The sequence below is a fragment of the Prevotella multiformis genome, assembly GCF_018127985.1.
Lineage (GTDB): Bacteria > Bacteroidota > Bacteroidia > Bacteroidales > Bacteroidaceae > Prevotella > Prevotella multiformis.
This window is the reverse complement of record NZ_CP072357.1, coordinates 1,315,956-1,335,220: the sequence shown is the minus strand read 5'-3', so window position 1 is coordinate 1,335,220 and position 19,265 is coordinate 1,315,956. Positions and strand designations below refer to the sequence as shown.

Here is a 19,265-nt window from a genome sequence, read left to right as displayed (position 1 = left end):
GTCTGAAATTTAATTAGGAACAAATGTCTTGGTAGAACAGGCTGACGACTTGTCAACTCGTCCGCCCGTCAACTCGTCTGCTAATTCTTATAGTTACGTGTCTGTACCTTGATTGCCTCATACTCGAGCGGTTCCTTGATCAGCTCCGGAGCCTTGGTGTCATCACCCTGATACTCCCAGCAGCCGACATAGAAGAAGTGCTCGTCATCGCGTTTGGCCTCGCCTTCCTCTGTCTGGTGCTCTTCGCGGAAGTGACCGCCGCAGCTCTCTTCACGGTGCAGTGCGTCGTAAGCGACAAGCTCGCCCATGAGGATGAAGTCACGGAGGTGGATCGCCTTGTCGAGTTCGACGTTCAGGCCTTCCTTCTTTCCAGGAATGAAGAGGTTCGTGTTGAACTCCTCACGCAGTGCCTTCAGCTGCTTCAGACCCTCTTCAAGACCTTCCTTGGTGCGTCCCATGCCCACATGCTCCCACATGATGTGACCGAGTTCCTTGTGGATGGAGTCGACAGAACGCTTGCCGTGGATGCCCATCAGCCGGTCGATTTCCGCATCGACGGCCTTCTCTGCCTCATCGAACTCAGGACGATCGGTCGGAATCCTGCCCCAGAGAGCCTGGTCGGCAAGGTAGTTCTGGATAGTGTATGGCAATACGAAGTAGCCATCGGCCAGTCCCTGCATCAGTGCAGACGCTCCCAGACGGTTGGCACCGTGGTCGGAGAAGTTGCACTCGCCGATTGAGAACAGGCCCGGCACGGTCGTCATCAGTTCGTAGTCGACCCAGATACCCCCCATCGTGTAGTGGATAGCGGGGAAGATCATCATCGGGTTGTAGTACTTCACGCCGTTGATTTCATTGGCAACCTCGCCCGGATTGACATCTGTAATCTCCTCGTACATATCGAAGAGGTTGCCGTAACGCTGCAGGATCGTGTCGATGCCGAGACGGTTGATCGACTCGGAGAAGTCGAGGAACACAGCCAGGCCGGTGTTGTTGACACCGAAGCCCTTGTCGCAACGCTCCTTGGCAGCACGCGATGCGACGTCACGCGGCACGAGGTTGCCGAATGCCGGATAACGACGCTCCAGGTAGTAGTCGCGGTCTTCCTCGGGAATATCAGACCCTTTCTTCGTGCCGGCCTGCAATGCCTTGGCGTCTTCGAGCTTCTTTGGAACCCAGATGCGGCCGTCGTTGCGCAGAGACTCTGACATCAGGGTCAGCTTCGACTGCTTGTCGCCGTGTACAGGGATGCAGGTCGGATGAATCTGCACGTAAGACGGATTGGCCATGTAAGCGCCCTTGCGGTAGCACTGGATGGCAGCCGTGCAGTTGCAGCCCATGGCGTTGGTCGACAGGAAGTAGGTGTTTCCGTAACCGCCGGTGGCGATCACAACGGCATTGGCAGAGAAGCGTTCCAGCTTGCCGGTGATGAGGTTCTTGGCGATGATGCCCCGTGCATGACCGTCTACGATGACGACATCCTCCATCTCGTAGCGGGTGTAGAGCTTCACCTTCCCGGCCTGGATCTGTGCGCTCAGGGAAGAGTAAGCACCGAGCAGCAGCTGCTGGCCGGTCTGTCCCTTGGCGTAGAAGGTACGGCTTACCTGTGCGCCGCCGAATGAACGGTTGGCCAGCATGCCGCCGTACTCACGGGCGAAAGGTACGCCCTGGGCGACACACTGGTCGATGATGTCGTTCGACACTTCCGCCAGACGGTAGACGTTCGCCTCACGTGCCCGGTAGTCACCGCCCTTTACCGTATCGTAGAAAAGACGGTAAACAGAGTCGCCGTCGTTCTGATAGTTCTTGGCGGCATTGATACCGCCCTGTGCAGCGATGGAGTGCGCACGGCGCGGTGAATCCTGGATGCAGAAGTTCAGTACGTTGAAGCCCATCTCTCCGAGAGAGGCGGCGGCACTGGCACCTGCCAGACCTGTACCGACAACGATCACATCCAGTTTCAGTTTGTTCTTTGGGTTAACCAAACGCTGATGAGCCTTGTAGTTGGTCCATTTCTCAGCTACTGGTCCTTCTGGTATTCTGGAATTTAATGTCTTAGTCATGATTGTTCTGAATTAAATTTTCAATTTAGATACTTAAATTATGCAGCAGCGCAGCAAAGGCTCGGCGCACAATGGAAAGCAAATGCAAGTACTACAACGAGGAAGCAGAGCATCAGCAGGGTCACGTAAACGACACCGATGGTCTTCCAGCGGCTGAACCATACCTTACCGTTGATGCCGACCGTCTGCATGGCACTCCAGAAGCCGTGAGAAAGGTGGAACCACAAGGCAGCGAGCCAGATGATGTAGAGAACGACATACACCGGATTGGCGAAAGTTGCCTGGATGTACTCGAAACCATGCGAGGGCGGTATCTTGACCGCCATCCCCGTCAGTTCTGCAAACATCATGTTGTACCAGAAGTTGAAAAGGTGGAGCCCGATGCCCAGCAGCACGATGATACCGAGGACGAGCATGTTCTGGCTTGCCCACTCCACGCTTGCCGGCTTCTCCGTCACGGCATAACGGTTGTCGCCGCGCGCACGGCGGTTCTGCGCCGTCAGGATGAACGCATAGACGATGTGACAGACAGCCAGTGCCCCCAGTGCCACGGTAGCCACGACGGCATACCAGTTGGCCCCCAGCAGCTCGCAGATCATGTTGTAGGCTTTTCCGGAGAAGAGCGCGACAAGGTTCATACAGCAGTGGAACGTCATGAATAGAATCAGTGCCATGCCGGTCACAGACATAATCACCTTTCTACCAATAGATGAATTGATTAACCACATAAATGTTCTGATTTTAAATATTTAAACTGTTAGAATAATTATTCCATATTAGGTCAACACAGCGGGAAGACCGTTGCCCGTCTCCCCATCGAAGTCAGTCTCTTCATTTCCGATACCGAAAAGTCGGTATAGCCGCATACGTTATGCGTTGCAAAAATACTATATTTTAATGATTTATCAAAGTATTTTAAACAAAATATCCGGTATTTAGACTGAAAATAAGAACCCCTCCTCCATCCTAATAAATGAGGATGTTTCAAATGCGAACATATCGCCTGCCTTTGCCGTATATTTTCTCGGTCTGACGGCTGATTTCATGCCCATTCTGCAATATGCGCCTGCTGTATCCTCCCCGCACGGCTACGGGCCGCATACGAGGACACCATGCGGCTGATCCGGATCCTGCAGGGCAGGTCACAGCCCGGACGGTCGGGAGCCGGATTCCCAGCCGCCGGGAACACGGTTCCCAGGCCTTGGGAACAGGATTCCCAATCTGTCGGGAACAGGATTCCCACCGGTCGGGACAAAAGACGGAACGCCCTCACCGGTCCACATTCGCAAGCATAAGGGTGGACAGGTGAGGGCGTAGGGTTCTGTGCAGGGAGTCCTGCTGGCGCTGAAAGAGAGCCGGACAGGTCATTGCCTGTCTGCCTCGGTCTTTCCGTCGTCTTTGTGTCTTCGCTTCTTTGTCTTCTGCTTCTCCGGCCCGACATTTTCGGCGGGAAGGGGAATGCCGAGGCCTGCCGCGCGCTCCAGGTTGCGGCTCTTCGCCTTGCGCTGCGTGTCGGCTTTCTGCTTCGTTATAGCTCCGGGCTTCTGTCGGAAGAGCGGAAGCAGACGCGGATTCCACGTTCCCTGCACATCGCGTTTTGCCTTGCACTCGATGGCTTTCGGGTAATAGTAAACGGCTTCAGGCTGCCGCTGTGCGGCATAGTCGCCCGTGTCCCACCTGCCATTGTCGTTGTCGTCGACAATAAGACGGAGATAATAGCTGCCGGGCCTGACATAGTGGAAAGTCGCTTTTCCGTCTTTGGCATCCACTTCTTTTACGGGTCTGTCGCTTTCGTTGAGCAGCTGCAGCAGGCAGTTCCTGCCTGCCATGCCCTGCAAGGTCATCACCAGCGTGCCGTACTCGTCCGTGGAGGGGATGCGGATCCCTGCTTGTACTTCTTCGAGACCTTCCCGTAGATGTCGGTGAAGGCCGCCGAATCCACTTCGAGGCTGTATTCATGCCCCGGATCCCACGTACTGATAAGTTTCAGGGAGCGCGGTCTGCCAGGCTCAGCACCGAACTGATACTTCGCCCGATACCACAGGGTGTCAATCTTTTCGTAGAGATGAATCCTGGCCGTATCGGTCTTTTCTATCGGAGAAGACACTTCAAACGTCGGGTTCTGGTCAGGATCCATCTGCGAGGGGACATCGAACTTCACCTCCAGGGGCGCTGCGGGCATCTCCGTCTCATAGCTTTTCCCCCGTTCCCTGGCCTTCTCCTGTTTCTTCTTCCACTTGTCGTATTCCTCCTGCCGACGCTTCAGGCGACGGGCGTATGGAATCTTCGAGAGCACCTCCAACGTGTCGCTCTTCGGAACAAGCCCTCCCATACTGTCGGTCGTATTGTAAGTAATCTGCATACGCAGCGTGTCCTGGTTGACAAGGGCGGTGTCACGGAGCCAGTAGGTGACGGTGTCCTGGTTCAGACTGGGTTCCGTGACGAAGGCATCCCGGGCATTGAAGTTGAGGCCCTTTATCTGCGGCAGGTCGGCATCGCCATAGCTGAAAAAGAGTGTGAAGTGATTGGCTTCCTTGCGTTCAGTCTTCAGGAAGAAGCGGTCGGTCTGCGTGGCGGTAAAGGCGTTCAGCACCACATCGTCCGGAAGGAAATGTGTATAAGGCGTCTGCCTGATGTCCTTGATATGCAGCGTATCGGTCCAGAGCGTGTCCTGCCGTATGTCCGGTTTCCAGGAAGGCATGATGACTTCGGGCGTGAAGGCGATCCGTTCACTCTTCTGGTTGTACCTGTAATTGCCGTCAGCATCCTGCAGCGCATAGATGCGGTAGTCTCCCTTGGCGACACCCCGTATGACGAAGCGGCCGCGGCTGTCGGTACGCGAGACACGCAGCATGGGCTGTTTCAGGAAAGCCGTGTCGTTCTGGTTGCTGTAAAGGCCCACGAGAATGCCCTTGATGGGTTCCAGGTTCTCGGCATCAAGCACGTAGCCCGCCACTTCGAGCGTGTCGATATGGTCGCCGGTGGAGAAGCTGTAGGTATAGTTTCCCAACGGGTTTCCCTCGTTGTTGTCGGAGATGGCATCCGAGAAGTCGATGGTGTAAGTGGTGTTCGGCTGCAGCTTGTCCTGCAGGCTTACTGTGATCTGCTTCCCGGTGGCCTTGATTTCAGGTGCTTCCAGCTGCGGCGGCGACACGACGACCTTCTCAGAGGCGTTCTCCAGCTTGATGAACTCGTCGAAGTAGATGCTCACCTTCCTGCTGTTCACATCGGTAGCACGCTCGGCAGGAGATGCCCCGAGCACTCTGGGTGGTGTCTCGTCGTACCAGCCGCCATCGGGCTGTCCCATCTTGGCACAGGAAACAAGGAAGAAAAGTAAAAGGGTAAAAAGGTAAAAAGATACAAGCGTCGGCCGGTAAACCGCTGAAAGGCAATGGCTGATCCTGACAGGAAGAGCATGGCTGATCCTGGCTGAAAAGTCCTCCTTTCCATCCCTGTCTTCCAGGCAATATCTCTGTTTCATCTTCTTCATATCGCTGATTTTACGATTTACCTTGTCTATTTTATTCTCCATCAAAGCCTGTCCGTTTCAAAGAGTTTTTGCCTTTTTATCCTTTTACCCTTTGCCTTCAAAGGGGGGACTTTTACCTTTTTACCCTTTTATCTCCTTGCCTTCAAAGGGGAAACTTTTACCTTTTTATCCTTTTACCCCCTTGCCTTCAAGGGAGGACTTTTACCTTTTTACCCTTTTACTTTTTTATTTTTCATTGGTTCATGCTCAGCAGCTCTTCAAGGTTTGTGCGGCTGTTGGAGAGTCGGGGAATCTTGTGCTGCCCGCCGAGCTTGCCCTTTGTCTTGAGCCAGTCGTTGAAGAGGTCCTTGCGTGCAACGATGATTTCCAGCGGCTGGAGAGTGACGTTGTGGAAACGCTTTGCCTCATAGTCGGAGTTGATCTCCTGGAGTTTCGCATCGAGGATGTCGGCAAACTCCTTGAGGGACGACGGTGCCTTGGCGAACTCTATGAGCCATTGATGGCGGCATCTTGCCTTCGCATCCATATAGATAGGTGCTGCCGTATAGTCGGATATCTGTGCCCCGGTGGCCTTGCAGGCCGCCTCGAGGCCCTTTTCGGCATTGTCCATGATCAGCTCTTCACCGAAAGCATTGATGAAGTACTTTGTCCTTCCGGTGATGATGAATTTATAAGGACGGGTCGAAGTGAACTGAACCGTGTCGCCGATTTCATAACGCCACAATCCGCAGGAGGTGCTGATGAGCATGGCATAGTTGCGTCCTGTCTCCACGCCCCACAGCGGTACGATGTTCGGATGGTCGCTGCCCAGTTCGTCCATGGGCAGGAACTCGTAGAACACACCATAGTCTATCATGAGCGACATGCTGCTGTCCGCCGGGTCGTCCTGTATGCCGAAGAAGCCTTCGGAGGCGTTGTAAGTCTCCATGTAGTTCATGTCCGGCTTGGTGATGAGCTGCTGGTATTGCTCCCGGTAAGGTGTGAAGGCGATGCCGCCATGAAAGAACACCTCCAGATTGGGCCATACCTCCTCCAGATGCTGCTTGCCGCTCAGTTCCATTATGCGTACCAGTACGGACAGCATCCATGACGGCACGCCCGACAGGTTGGTCACGTTCTGCCTCATTGTCTCCTGTGCGATACGGTCGCGCTTCACCTCGAAGTCGCTCAGCAAGGCGGTCTCCTTCTTCGGGACCCGGCACAGGTTGGCAAGCGGGTTGATGTTCTCGATGAGAATGGCACTCAGGTCACCGACAAGCGAATTGGGCAGGTTGTAGTTCGGAGAATGGCTTCCTCCAAGGATAAGACTCTTGCCGTTGAAGAGCCGGCTCTCCGGATGATTGCCGAGATAATAGGCAATCACATCCTTCCCGCCCTGGTAGTGAATGGTCTGCAGTCCCTCATGGGAAACCGGGATGAACTTGCTCTTGTCATTGGTCGTACCCGACGACTTGGCGTACCATCTCACCGTCCCCGGCCAGAGCACGTTGCGTTCTCCGTGGCGCATACGGTCGATGTCGCCCTTCAGTTCTTCATAGGTGTTGACCGGAATGTTCTGCACGAAATCATCATAGGTCCTGATTGTCGAGAACAGATGTTTCCGTCCGTATTCGGTGTCTTTCGCCCGTTCTACGAGGTATTCCATGACTTCCCGCTGGATAGTCTCTCCCTCCGTACCGTACCGCTCAAGCTCCTTGCGGCGCGGCTGGAAGTACAGTTTGTTTACTATATCAGTAAGACTCATTCAATTTTCTCTGGTTGTTTAAATTGCAAAAGTACGCCAAAAAAGCCAAAAGTACAGGCTTTTTCTATATTTTAACACAGCGTTCAAGGCCTCCGGAAAAGGTGCTTCTCCATCTGCCAAAAGCGACAGGAGAGACACGGCCGCACGCCGCCGTCGCACTACAAGCCCTCCCTCATGCTGCCGTACAGGAAAGTTTTTTTACGGAAGAGTTGGTCGTAACGAAAAAAAAACTAACTTTGCAGTCTACACGACTAATAACGAGAAACGGTTTACCATGCGAAAGAAAGCCCTGCTAACCCTCGCCGCCAGCCTTGCAGCAGCATCTCTGCCGGCACAGAACACAGTCCGGACCGACTCCGCCGAGACACATAAGATGGAGGAAGTCATCGTAACGCAAAGGCGTCAGCTTATCAAGAACGATATTGACAAGCTGACGTATGACGTGCAGCACGACAAGACTGCACAGACCAAAACAACCTTGGAAATACTCAAGAAAATACCGCTTGTCACCGTTGACGGGCAGGAAAACATCAAGGTCCAAGGCTCTGCCAGTTTCAAGGTCTACAGGAACGGACACCCCGACCCCAGCCTTTCAGGGCAGAACCTCAAGGATATCCTGAAGGCAATACCCGCTTCCACCATCAAGAGAATAGAGGTAATCACCGATCCCGGAGCCAAGTACGATGCCGAGGGAACCACGGCGATCCTCAACATCGTCATGCTGGGCAACAATAGGCTGCAAGGAGTGTCAGGCAATGTAAGCTCAGATGTCGACACTCACGGTTCTACAAGGCTTGGTACTTATCTCACAACAAAGGTGGGAAAGCTCACGACAACCGTCAATTATAACTTAAGGAAACAGGACAGAAAACAGACAGAAAACGATAGAGAGGAGGTTTACGACTACGTAAAGACCGGCGAACACACACATGAATATGGCAAGAACAGCACGGGGGCAAAGTTGCATTTCGGCAATATCAGTGCCAGTTACGAGGTCGATTCCCTCAACCTGTTGACAGCATCCACCAATTTCTTCGGCTATAAAGCCGATGCTAACTCACGGGACACGAATGAACGATGGGACAAGAACAGCCAGTTGATTTACAAATTCGACAATGACATGACTACCCCAGGCTACTCCTATCTTAATCTTGGAGGACGTTTGGACTATCAACATAAGACCCGTTTAGATGGAGAAGTACTGACACTTTCTTATATGCTGGCTGCCACACGACAACACACCATCTTCCGTCAGGCATATAGCAACATGGTAAACTTCCCTGTCAGCTATACAGGTTACGACCAGAATACCCGTGAACGCTTTACGGAACATACCTTCCAAATTGACTATGTACGGCCCTTTGGAAAAAACCACAAGCTGGAAAGCGGAACAAAATACATTCTCCGTCACAACAACAGCACGTCATTGATGGACTATCAAGGGAGTACCCCTGATATGGAAAGCAGGTTCAAGCACAACGCACAAGTGGCAGCTGCCTACCTGTCGTATATCTTCACCGCTGGCAAATGGGCTGCCCGTGCAGGTTTGAGGTATGAGTTTACTCACATGAAAGCATCCTATCCCGATGGCAGTAATGCCGATTACCATGCTAATCTCAATGACTGGGTACCGTCAGCAAGCCTGCAATACAAGATCAGTGACGGACAGACGCTGAAGTTCAGCTATAATACCAGCATCAACAGACCCGGCATCGGCTATCTCAATCCAGCCATCATCAGCACACCGACGACGGTCTCTTTCGGTAATGCAAACTTAGGAAGCAGCCGTAACCAAAAGCTGCAGATGGAGTATATGCTGGTGACATCAAAACTCACAGTCCAGTTTAATCCCTACTATTCATTTACCAACAACGGTATAGGTCGCATCTTGTATGAACAGAACCGCAAAGATGTGTCCACTTATCAGAACGTACTGAAAAGCAAAGTGTTCGGTATTTCATCCTACACAGAATGGACGCCTTTCACCGGAACATCGTTTACACTCAACGCCTCGATGCGTTATGCACACATCACCTTGCCCACACCTTACATCAAGAACAGCGGTTGCGGTGGTGGTATCTACTTTGACTGGGAGCAGAAAATACCCTGGAAACTGACGTTGACGACCAGTATTGGAGGTGAATACGGCAACAGGGTTTACAATCCCTATGCCATTGAAGGGCACTGGTTCTATTATGATTTCACCCTGACACGCCGCTTTCTCAAGGACAAGCTGACAGTATCTCTATCAGCCGAGTCGCCTTTCATCAAAGAAAAATCAAGTACTTATCGTATCGTTCGAGGTGATTATACCGGTTATGAACGCTCTGTCATGTACCCTCGATGCTTTAACATCGGATTTTCATGGAGCTTTGGCAAGCTGAAGGCAAGCGTCAAGAAGGCAGAACGGAGCATTCAGAATGATGACCTGGTGGGTGGAGGAAAGAAATAGGGAACGGCCGGCAAACGTGCATTGTCCATGCCGCCGCCGGAACAGGTTGCAGGCCGGAGTCCAAGCGGATTCCGGCCTTCTTCATGTCAGCCGTTTGCCTGGCAGGGGCCGTGCATGCAATGGCCTGTCCGTCCGGAGCCCGATTGGAAAGAAATGCGATCCATGGCTTCCGGCCGGCCTTTCCGGCGCGTCTGGAACAGGAAGAAGGCTGTCTCTCCCAGGCGGACGCGCATTGCCGAAGATGATGTTTCCGTGAAGAAGAACGATCATCTACGTGTAGAGATGAATTTATTTACAGGTAGAGAAAAGTCTTTCTACATGTAGAGAAAGATTTATCTGCATGTAGAGAATCATCCGTCATGTAGAGAATCATCCGTTTTCATGGAAAACCATTCGTGGCAGGCTGCACCTGCCATGCAGGTCAAAGGGAAATCAAGTCCGGACAGGAGGGCTCGCATGGCAGTCCCTGCGCCATCGCGCAGGTGTCCGCCTGCAACGCGGATGCCTCTGCGGCACATGCTCCCGATGCTGCCCGACGGGCTGCAGGCGACAGGGTACCTGCCGGCCACCCGGTCAAAAAGCACGCAACTCCTTTGCCATTACGATAAAAAGGAGTATCTTTGCGAAAAACAAACAGATGCCCCCTGCGCAAGTCTTCATCCTCTCGGCACGTAGGGAAGAGAGGGGCAAGGGACGGACAATTTACGCTTATGGCAACACATCCTTTATGGTCTGACGACTACTGGCTGCTGCTCTTACAGCTTTACCTCAAGAAGCCGGAGGGCATGAAGCCCATGTATTCACGTGCGCTGGTCAACCTCAGTCTGGAACTGCATATCCCGCCCAGGACACTCTATGGGCAGCTGTTCCGGCTGCGGCAGCGTGCCACCCCCGTCCTCAACCTCATCTGGGACACCTACGGAGAGAACCCCCGCAGGCTGAACCGGGACGTGAAGAAGCTGCGGTCGATGAAGGGCTTCGGGCAGCCAAGGGAGTTCTACGACGGCGTGAAGACGAACGAGACCTTCGAGCATGACTTCCTGCCGCTGGAATGCTGTCACGAGCTGCGCCCCTTCATGCTCGTCATGATACTGGATCTTTACTTCCGGCTCACGCCGGTTACGATGGCGGCGGAGACACCCGAGGTGAGAGAACTGGCAAAACGGATGGGGATAAAGCCGAAGACCGTGGTCGGGGCGATGGAGACCTTCCAGTTCTGCGACCCCTATCTGAACCGTGACGGCCTTATGGCATCTCCGCTGCTGCCGTCCTGTCAGGAGATATGGAACCGCTATGGCAACGGGAACCCAGAAAAACTTTCGGCTCTGGCAGCACAATTAAGGGAGTATTTCGATTGATTATACTTGTTTTTTCGTACTTTTGCAACGTAATTCAGGTAAAAAAATGGCACAGGAACAAGTACAGCTTCAGACCCAGAAACAGCAGCAGGTACAGCGGCTCTCGCAGCAGCAGATGCTTCAGGTGAAGCTGCTGGAGATGCCGCTGACGGAACTGGAGGAGAGCGTCAATGCCGAACTGGACGACAATCCCGCATTGGAATCAGGCGGCGAGGAGACGGATGACATGGATACGGACGGCTCCACAGAGCAGACGGAGGGCGACGACTTCGACACGCAGCAGGAACGGGAAGAGCGGCAGGATGCCCTCGACTCGGCGCTGGAGCGGATGCGGTCGGATGACGAACTGCCGGCCTACGACTCACGCCAGCAGCGCAACAACGCCGACTATGAGGAGATTGTCTACGGGGACACGGTTTCCTTCATCGACAAGCTCAACGAGCAGGTGGGCGAGAGAGAGCTTACCGACCGGCAGAGGGACATCCTGGAATATCTTATCGGCAGTCTGGACAATGACGGACTGCTGCGGAAAGATCTCGGCAGCATCAGCGACGAACTGGCCATCTACCACGGCATAGACGCTACGGCCGGCGAACTGGAGGAGGCGTTGAAGATACTGCAGGATTTCGACCCGGCCGGCATCGGAGCACGGACGCTGCAGGAGTGTCTGCTGCTGCAGGTGGACCGCAAGGTGGAGAATGGCGAATGGGCCGGTGACGGGAAACTGTACAGATGTGTCCGAACGATCCTCGCCGATTATTTCGATGCTTTTACGAAGAAACATTGGGACAAGATACAGACAGCCCTCTCCCTGTCTGACCATCAGGTCGAGACGCTCCAGCGTGAAATCCGGAGGCTGAACCCGAAGCCGGGCGCCTCCATGGGCGAGACGCAGGGCAGGAACCTGCAGCAGATCACCCCCGACTTCATCATCGACACCGAGGATGACGGGACGATCACCTTCAGCCTCAACCACGGCAACCTGCCCGAACTGCACGTATCGCCGGCATTCAACGAGATGCTGGCGGCCTATCGGGACAACAAGGCGGGAATGAACCGTCAGGAGAAGGAAGCACTGCTCTATGCCAAAGAGAAGGTGGACAAGGCACAGGGATTCATCGAGGCGGTGAAGCAGAGACGGCATACGCTGCAGGTGACGATGAAAGCCATCATCGATATACAGCGCAGGTTTTTCCAGGACGGCGATGAAGCCGACCTCAAGCCGATGATCCTCAAGGACATCGCCGACCGGACCGGACTGGACATATCGACTATCTCGCGGGTGAGCAACATCAAGTATGCGCAGACACGATGGGGCATCTTCCCGCTCCGCTTCTTCTTCTCGGACAGCTATACGACGGAAGATGGTGAGGAGATGTCTACCCGGAAAATCAAGGTCGCACTCAAGGAAGTAATCGGCCAGGAGGACAAACGCCGGCCGCTCAGCGATGACGCACTTGCCAAGGTCATGAAGGAAAAGGGATTCCCGATAGCCCGCCGCACGGTCGCCAAGTACCGGGAACAGCTCGGACTGCCTGTCGCAAGGCTGCGAAAGGAATGACGGATCGTGGATCGTGGAGGGTGAGCGCTGATGCTTACCTGTTCATCGCTTATCTGTTCATCGCTTATCATCGTCCCGCCTGTCATCGCCTATCCCCGCTTGTCATCCGCCCATCCTCTCTCACCCTAAAAGAATGAAGGAAAAGAACATCATATTGACAGCAAGAATCGTGAGCATGGTGCTCACGCCTTTCTATCTGCCCGTTGTGGGCATACTGGCTATCTTCACATTCAGTTATCTCAGCATGTTCCCGTGGCAGGCAAAGCTGGCATACGTCCTGATGGTTTATGCCTTCACGGTGCTCATCCCTACCTTGCTCATCCACCTCTACCGGCAGTATCATGGCTGGACGCTCATCCAGCTGGGGCAGCGGGAGCGGAGAATGGTCCCTTATACCATCTCGATTATCTGCTATTTCACGTGTTTCTACATCATGAACCTGCTGCATCTGCCGCACATGCTGACATCCATACTCATGGTGGCACTGGTGATACAGATTCTCTGTGCCGTCATCAACGTGTGGTGGAAAATCTCCACCCATACGGCAGCCATCGGAGGGGTAACGGGTTCGCTGATAGCCTTTTCCCTGCTGCTCAGCTTTGATCCGATGTGGTGGCTCTGTCTGACCCTCATCGTCTCCGGTATGGTAGGCAGCAGCAGGATGATCCTACGGCAACATTCACTGGAACAGGTCACGTCGGGTTTCTTCCTGGGACTGGTCTGCTCATTCTTCACCATCATCATCGTGTAAGCCTATTCATTTAAAACAATACAGAATATGAAGCCATTAGTAAGCATTATCATGGGTTCGACAAGCGACTTGCCCGTCATGGAAAAAGCTTGTAAGTGGTTGGAACAGCAGGAGATTCCCTTTGAGGTGAATGCCCTCTCCGCCCATCGTACGCCCGATGCCGTCGAAACCTTCGCCAAGGAAGCCAGAGGACGGGGCATAAAGGTAATCATCGCAGGAGCCGGCATGGCGGCGGCACTGCCCGGTGTCATCGCTGCTTCAACTCCGCTTCCGGTCATCGGCGTCCCGATCAAGGGAATGCTCGACGGTCTCGATGCCATGCTGTCTATCATCCAGATGCCGCCGGGCATACCGGTTGCCACCGTGGGGGTCAACGGTGCCCAGAATGCCGCCATTCTTGCCGCAGAGATGATGGCGCTCGGCGATGAGGCCATTGCCCGGAAAGTGGATGCCTGGAAGGCTTCTCTGGGAGAGAAGATTGAAAAGGCCAACAGGGAGCTGGGCGAGCTGAAGGAGTACAGGTTCAGGTGCTGAATGGTCTTAGGTCCGGCCCCGGCTCCAGCCTCACCCCCGGCCCCTCTCCGAATGGAGAGGGGAGTAATCACCGACGAAGGGGCTTGTCAGGGTACGGCTTGAGCAGACTCATCGCCGCCTACCATCGCCGCCTACCATCGCCCATCACCGCTTATCATCGCCTACTGCATCGCTTATCATCGCCCATCACCGCCCATCATAACTTATCATCACCCATGATCGATTTATTCAACTTTGAAAGAAGGAAAACCTCAGTCACCCATGTCGGCACACTCGACATCGGTGGAGAGAATCCAGTACGTATACAGTCAATGACCACCACCTCCACGGACGATACCGAAGGGAGCGTGGCACAGGCAGAGCGCATCATTGATGCAGGAGGAGAACTCGTGCGCCTCACCACGCAAGGGAAGCGTGAGGCAGAGAATCTGAAGAACATCAATGCACAGCTGCGGGCCGACGGCTACATGACACCTCTCTGTGCCGATGTCCACTTCAATGCGAATGTAGCGGACGTGGCAGCCCTCTATGCGGAGAAAGTACGTATCAATCCCGGCAACTATGTGGATCCGGCACGGACGTTCAAGAAACTGGAGTACACCGATGAGGAATACGCCCGGGAACTGCAGAAGATTGAGGACCGGCTCGTCCCGTTCATCAATATCTGCAAGGAGCACCATACCGCCGTGCGCATCGGCGTGAACCACGGCAGCCTGTCCGACCGCATCCGCAACCGCTATGGCGACACACCGGCAGGCATCGTGGAGAGCTGCATGGAGTTCCTGCGGATCTTCCGCAAGCATGATTTCCATGATATTGTCATCTCCATCAAGTCATCCAACACCGTTGTCATGGTCCGCTCGGTGCGTCTCCTCGTGGCCGAAATGGACAAAGAGGGTATGCACTATCCGCTCCATCTCGGTGTCACGGAGGCCGGCGAGGGTGAAGACGGCCGTATCAAAAGCGCCGTGGGCATCGGTGCGCTGCTTGCCGACGGCATCGGCGATACTATCCGTGTGTCGCTGAGTGAAGAGCCGGAGTGCGAGATTCCTGTAGCGAGGTATCTCGCATGGTATATCCGTCGTCACGAGAAGCATCTTCTCATCCCCGGCGAACGGTATTCCGGCTTTGATTATCTCCGTCCTGAACGCCGGAAGACGGTGGCGGCAGGCAATATCGGTGGCGGCAACGTGCCTGTTGTCATTGCCACGCGGCGGACAGACCGGTCGGCTGTCGATGTCTCGTCCCCCGAACTGCCGAAGCCGGACTATATCTATGTACAGGGCAGACTGCCTGAAAACAAGGCGAAGGACCAGAAGTACATCCTTGATTACGATGCCTACATGGAGCTTGCCGGCAGAGACAGCCGGATGCTCGAGAACGTTTATCCCATATTCCCTGTCACAGGAATGCCGTTTGTCAGCGCGATGGACACAGCCGTTAAGTTCCTTGTCCTGAAGTTCGGCACGCCTTCGGAAGAGTTCCTTGCCTGTCTGAAGACCCACCCGGAGGTGGTGGTTGTCTGTATGACAAGCCACCAGAACCGTCTCGGCGACCAGCGGGCACTGGCGCACCAGCTGATGACTGCGGGCGTGAAGAACCCCATTGTCTTCGCGCAGATGTACCGGCATTCCACGGACGAAGGAGGCGAAGAGGGCGGGAACATCCGGCAGCAGGAGAATACCACGGCCAAAGAGAGGTTTCAGCTGGAGGCGGCGGCTGACATGGGAGCGCTGATGATGGACGGACTGACCGACGGCATCTGGCTCATGAACAACGGCGACCTGGCACAGGAGGACATCGAGCAGACCGCCTTCGCCATCTTGCAGGCCGGCCGGCTGCGCATGGTAAAGACCGAGTACATCTCCTGCCCGGGCTGCGGCCGTACCCTCTACGACCTCCGCGCCACCATCGCACGCATCAAGGAGGCTACCAAGGGCATGACGGGACTGAAAGTCGGCATCATGGGATGCATCGTGAACGGACCGGGCGAGATGGCCGATGCCGACTATGGATACGTGGGTGCAGGACCGAAGAAGGTCAGTCTGTACCGCCGGCAGGTATGTGTCGAACATAATATCCCCGAGGAGGAAGCGGTGGAACATCTGCTGGCGCTCATCAAGGCTGACCGGGAGAAGTAGCTTCCGGTAAGCCTGCCGCAACCGCACCGTCAGGATGGCCGGATGAAACAGAGTGTATGACAGGGCTCATGGTGCAGACGGTTTTCATAAGCCCTGAATCGTTTACAGGCAGATTCCGGCATTCCCTCGGGATCTGTCTGTATTCCTTATAAGACACTGATTCTCCGTTTATTATCCTGAATGTTAAAAATGAAGACGAACAGTGTAAAAGTAAAAATGTAGTATGGAATCCGCTTGTTTCTTTCCGTTTAAAAGCCTATCTTTGCAGCATGAAGACAATGGAGGAAATAAAGAAGCTGTGCGCAAGCCGCCGCAACCTGTCCGTCCTGGGCGTACAGGTGGGAATCTATGCGCTGCTCGTCTCCATCTGGTCGCTGGTCATCATGCTGCTCGAACACGATGTCGATGCCGCCAAGGAGTCCATGCGCGTCAATGCCTTCGTGCTGTTCCTGCTCCTTACCGTCTTCATGGCGAACTTCTACCTGCTTGTCCCCTATCTCTTTGAAAAGAGAAGCAAGGTGAAGCAGTGCGCCTTCTGGATTATCAATCTGCTTTTCATCCTGTTGTGGAACAAGCATATCTTTTCCATCTACAACGCCGACCTGCCCGACACTACCATCCGGATCGGATTCTACCAGTTCGGCGTGATGTGGACGATTCTCAATTATGCCATGGTGGTCGCAGCCATCTTCGTGCGCTACTATATCCGCCACAACACCCTCCGGAGGCAGCTCAGCGAGCAGAAGCAGAAGATGACCGAGGCCGAACTGGCATGGCTGAAGAACCAGCTGAATCCGCACTTCCTCTTCAATACGCTCAACAACATATCGTCGCTGACACAGACGAGCCCGAACAATGCGCAGAAGGCCATCGGGCAGCTGTCCGAACTGCTGCGCTACGCACTCTACGAGACGCAGCCCAAGGAGGTGAGCCTGAACGGCGAGATCGCCTTCATCAAGAACTACATCAACCTGATGACGCTGCGGTCGGGCAGCAATGTGGAGATAAAGAGCGAATTCGTCATCCACAACTCGCAGCTCCTCATTGCGCCGCTGGTGTTCCTGACACCCGTCGAGAATGCCTTCAAGCACGGTGTGAGCGGCAACAGGCCTTCGTTCATACACATATCCATCACGGAAGACAAGGGAGAAATCGTCTTCCTGTGCGAGAACAGCAACTATCCGAAAACCGACATGGACAAGAGCGGAAAGGGCATCGGACTGGAGAACATGTACCGCCGGCTGGAGCTGATCTATCCTGAAAGGTATCAGATTGAGCAGCGCATCAGCAAAGGTACCTATCTTATCAGAATCACCATTAAGCCTTGCCGGAAGGCCAGTCCTCCAAAGGTATGATTCGCCCATTATCACTTATCCTCTCTTATCCTCTCCCATCCGCCTATTATCGCTTATCCCCGCTTATCTCCCCCTCCAAAATATGACACCATACAATCAAGAACACGCCATCCAGCGCATGAATACGCTGGCAAAGAACGGAAAAGACTTTGTCTTCATCATCAACTACAAGGCCGACTGCGCCTATGTGGAAGAGACGGCGGCGGTCGACCCTTCCGAACTGCTTTTCTCCTTTCCTTCGCTTGGCAACATACCCGAGGACGAGACCGGCACAGCCGGGCCAGTAGAGTGGCACGCCGAGCCGCCCTCAAGGGCGGACTACGAACGGCGCATCAGCCTCGTGAAGCGACGGGAGCGGGAGGGAGACAGCTATCTGGCCAACCTGACGTGCAGGATTCCTGTCCGTACCAACCTCTCGCTGCACGACATCTTCATGCGTTCAAAGGCGTTGTACCGCTGCTGGCTGAAGGACCGCTTCGTCTGCTTCTCTCCCGAGATATTCGTCCGTATCAACGGAGAAGGCGTTGTCAGCTCCTTTCCGATGAAGGGGACGATTGACGCCACACGCCCCGAAGCGGAGAAGGAACTGATGGAAAACAAAAAAGAAGCCGCCGAGCACGCTACCATCGTCGATCTTATCCGCAATGACTTGAGCATGATAGCAGAGAAAGTGCAGGTGAAACGCTACCGGTATGTCGACCACGTGACGACGAACAAGGGCGAAATCCTCCAGACGAGTTCGGAGATTACAGGGCAGCTTCCTGCCGGCTACCGCGAGCACATCGGCTCCCTGCTCTTCCGCCTGCTCCCTGCCGGTTCCATCACGGGTGCCCCTAAACAGCGTACCATGGAGATCATCCATGAAGCCGAGGGCTATGACAGGGAATTTTATACGGGTGTGATGGGGTGTTACAGCAAAGGGACGCTGGACAGTGCGGTGATGATCCGCTTCATCGACCAGGAAAGGGACGGACAGCTCCACTACAAGGCAGGGGGCGGCATTACGGCGCAGAGCAATAATGATGACGAATACAAGGAGGTGATAGAGAAAGTTTATGTGCCGATATATTGAGACGATAAGGGTCGTAGACGGACACGTCTGCAACCTCGCCTACCACGAGCAGCGGATGAACCGCACACGCAGAGAGGTGCTGGGGATGATGGACCGGCTGCGGATTGCTGACCTGCTGGAGTCTGTAAGCCTGCCCATGGGCTGCTCGAAGCTGCGTTTCGTCTATGACAGGGAGGGCATCCACGACCTTACCTGTACGCCTTATGCACCCCGGCAAATCAACTCCCTGCGCCTTGTCTGCGACAACGGCATCAGCTATCCTTACAAGGCTGAAGACCGTTCCGTACTCGACAGGCTGGAAAAACGGCAAGGTGACTGCGATGAAATTCTCATTGTCCGCAACGGTCACCTTACCGATACCTCCTATTCCAACATCGTACTCTACGACGGCGGGCAATGGTTTACGCCCTCTACCCCACTCCTTTGCGGGACCATGCGGCAGAGTCTGCTCGACAGCGGACGGATCCGGGAACGTGAAATCAATGTCGCCGACCTCACCCACTATCAGCAGATAAGTCTCATCAATGCCATGATTCCGCTGGGGGAAGTCGTGCTGCCGGTCGGCAGGATCGAGCCGTCGGAAGTCTGACACCGGGGCTTTTCCCGTCATGATTCGCAGCCGCAGGATAACAGTTTTTCCAGTCGGTCATCGTCTGCAATTTGAATCCCGACTTTGGACGCATCAACTTCTCTGTAGTCTGAGTTGCGCTGCCCGGTGATACACCGGCCGGATAAAGCAGGCCG

Annotated in this window: 13 protein-coding genes and 1 pseudogene; 10 read left to right on the top strand and 4 right to left on the bottom strand. The window is 54.4% G+C overall.

Annotated elements, in window-relative coordinates:
• Window positions 1-80: 80 nt before the first annotated feature.
• The 4 genes and pseudogenes from J4864_RS05330 to J4864_RS05315 all read right to left on the bottom strand — a co-directional run bounded on the left by J4864_RS05330 (window position 81) and on the right by J4864_RS05315 (window position 7,297).
• Window positions 81-2,063, bottom strand: a complete 1,983-nt coding sequence (locus J4864_RS05330; protein ID WP_007367745.1) for a fumarate reductase/succinate dehydrogenase flavoprotein subunit — start codon at window positions 2,061-2,063, stop codon at window positions 81-83.
• 38 nt (window positions 2,064-2,101) lie between these two features.
• Window positions 2,102-2,791: a succinate dehydrogenase/fumarate reductase cytochrome b subunit gene (locus tag J4864_RS05325; RefSeq protein WP_118866279.1), complete on the bottom strand. Its 690-nt coding sequence runs from the start codon at window positions 2,789-2,791 to the stop codon at window positions 2,102-2,104.
• Between the two features lie 636 nt (window positions 2,792-3,427).
• Window positions 3,428-5,595: pseudogene (locus J4864_RS05320) on the bottom strand (Ig-like domain-containing protein).
• A gap of 190 nt (window positions 5,596-5,785) precedes the next feature.
• Window positions 5,786-7,297: a GH3 auxin-responsive promoter family protein gene (locus J4864_RS05315; RefSeq protein WP_211813990.1), complete on the bottom strand. Its 1,512-nt coding sequence runs from the start codon at window positions 7,295-7,297 to the stop codon at window positions 5,786-5,788.
• A 274-nt stretch (window positions 7,298-7,571) separates the two neighbouring features.
• Here J4864_RS05315 and J4864_RS05310 point away from each other — a divergent pair, with 274 nt between their 5' ends.
• The 10 genes from J4864_RS05310 to J4864_RS05265 all read left to right on the top strand — a co-directional run bounded on the left by J4864_RS05310 (window position 7,572) and on the right by J4864_RS05265 (window position 19,110).
• The gene (locus tag J4864_RS05310; RefSeq protein WP_211813989.1) at window positions 7,572-9,749 is read left to right on the top strand and encodes an outer membrane beta-barrel family protein; all 2,178 of its coding nucleotides are present in this window, start codon (window positions 7,572-7,574) and stop codon (window positions 9,747-9,749) included.
• Window positions 9,750-10,459: 710 nt separating this feature from the next.
• Window positions 10,460-11,107, top strand: a complete 648-nt coding sequence (locus J4864_RS05305; RefSeq protein ID WP_211813988.1) for a hypothetical protein — start codon at window positions 10,460-10,462, stop codon at window positions 11,105-11,107.
• Between the two features lie 46 nt (window positions 11,108-11,153).
• On the top strand, window positions 11,154-12,668 hold the full coding sequence (rpoN, locus tag J4864_RS05300) for an RNA polymerase factor sigma-54 (RefSeq protein WP_211813987.1): 1,515 nt from the start codon (window positions 11,154-11,156) through the stop codon (window positions 12,666-12,668).
• Window positions 12,665-12,805 carry a hypothetical protein gene (locus J4864_RS05295; protein WP_211813986.1) on the top strand — a complete coding sequence of 47 codons (141 nt, stop codon included), beginning with the start codon at window positions 12,665-12,667 and terminating at the stop codon, window positions 12,803-12,805. The genes rpoN and J4864_RS05295 overlap by 4 nt, the downstream gene beginning before the upstream one ends.
• A complete protein-coding gene (locus J4864_RS05290) occupies window positions 12,802-13,419 on the top strand; it encodes a hypothetical protein (protein WP_040554609.1) in 618 nt (205 codons plus the stop codon). Before J4864_RS05295 ends, J4864_RS05290 begins: the two co-directional genes overlap by 4 nt.
• Window positions 13,420-13,446: 27 nt before the next feature.
• Window positions 13,447-13,953, top strand: coding sequence for a 5-(carboxyamino)imidazole ribonucleotide mutase (gene purE, locus J4864_RS05285; RefSeq protein ID WP_211813985.1), 507 nt, complete (start codon window positions 13,447-13,449; stop codon window positions 13,951-13,953).
• 215 nt (window positions 13,954-14,168) lie between these two features.
• Entirely contained in the window at window positions 14,169-16,094 is a 1,926-nt protein-coding gene (locus J4864_RS05280; RefSeq protein WP_211814624.1) for a 4-hydroxy-3-methylbut-2-en-1-yl diphosphate synthase, read from the top strand.
• Window positions 16,095-16,363: 269 nt separating this feature from the next.
• Window positions 16,364-17,449 (top strand): sensor histidine kinase, encoded by a 1,086-nt coding sequence (locus J4864_RS05275; protein WP_211813984.1) that lies wholly within the window; start codon window positions 16,364-16,366, stop codon window positions 17,447-17,449.
• Between the two features lie 82 nt (window positions 17,450-17,531).
• The gene (locus J4864_RS05270) at window positions 17,532-18,521 is read left to right on the top strand and encodes an aminodeoxychorismate synthase component I (RefSeq protein ID WP_211813983.1); all 990 of its coding nucleotides are present in this window, start codon (window positions 17,532-17,534) and stop codon (window positions 18,519-18,521) included.
• Window positions 18,505-19,110, top strand: coding sequence for an aminotransferase class IV (locus J4864_RS05265; protein WP_211813982.1), 606 nt, complete (start codon window positions 18,505-18,507; stop codon window positions 19,108-19,110). Before J4864_RS05270 ends, J4864_RS05265 begins: the two co-directional genes overlap by 17 nt.
• Window positions 19,111-19,265: the final 155 nt, after the last annotated feature.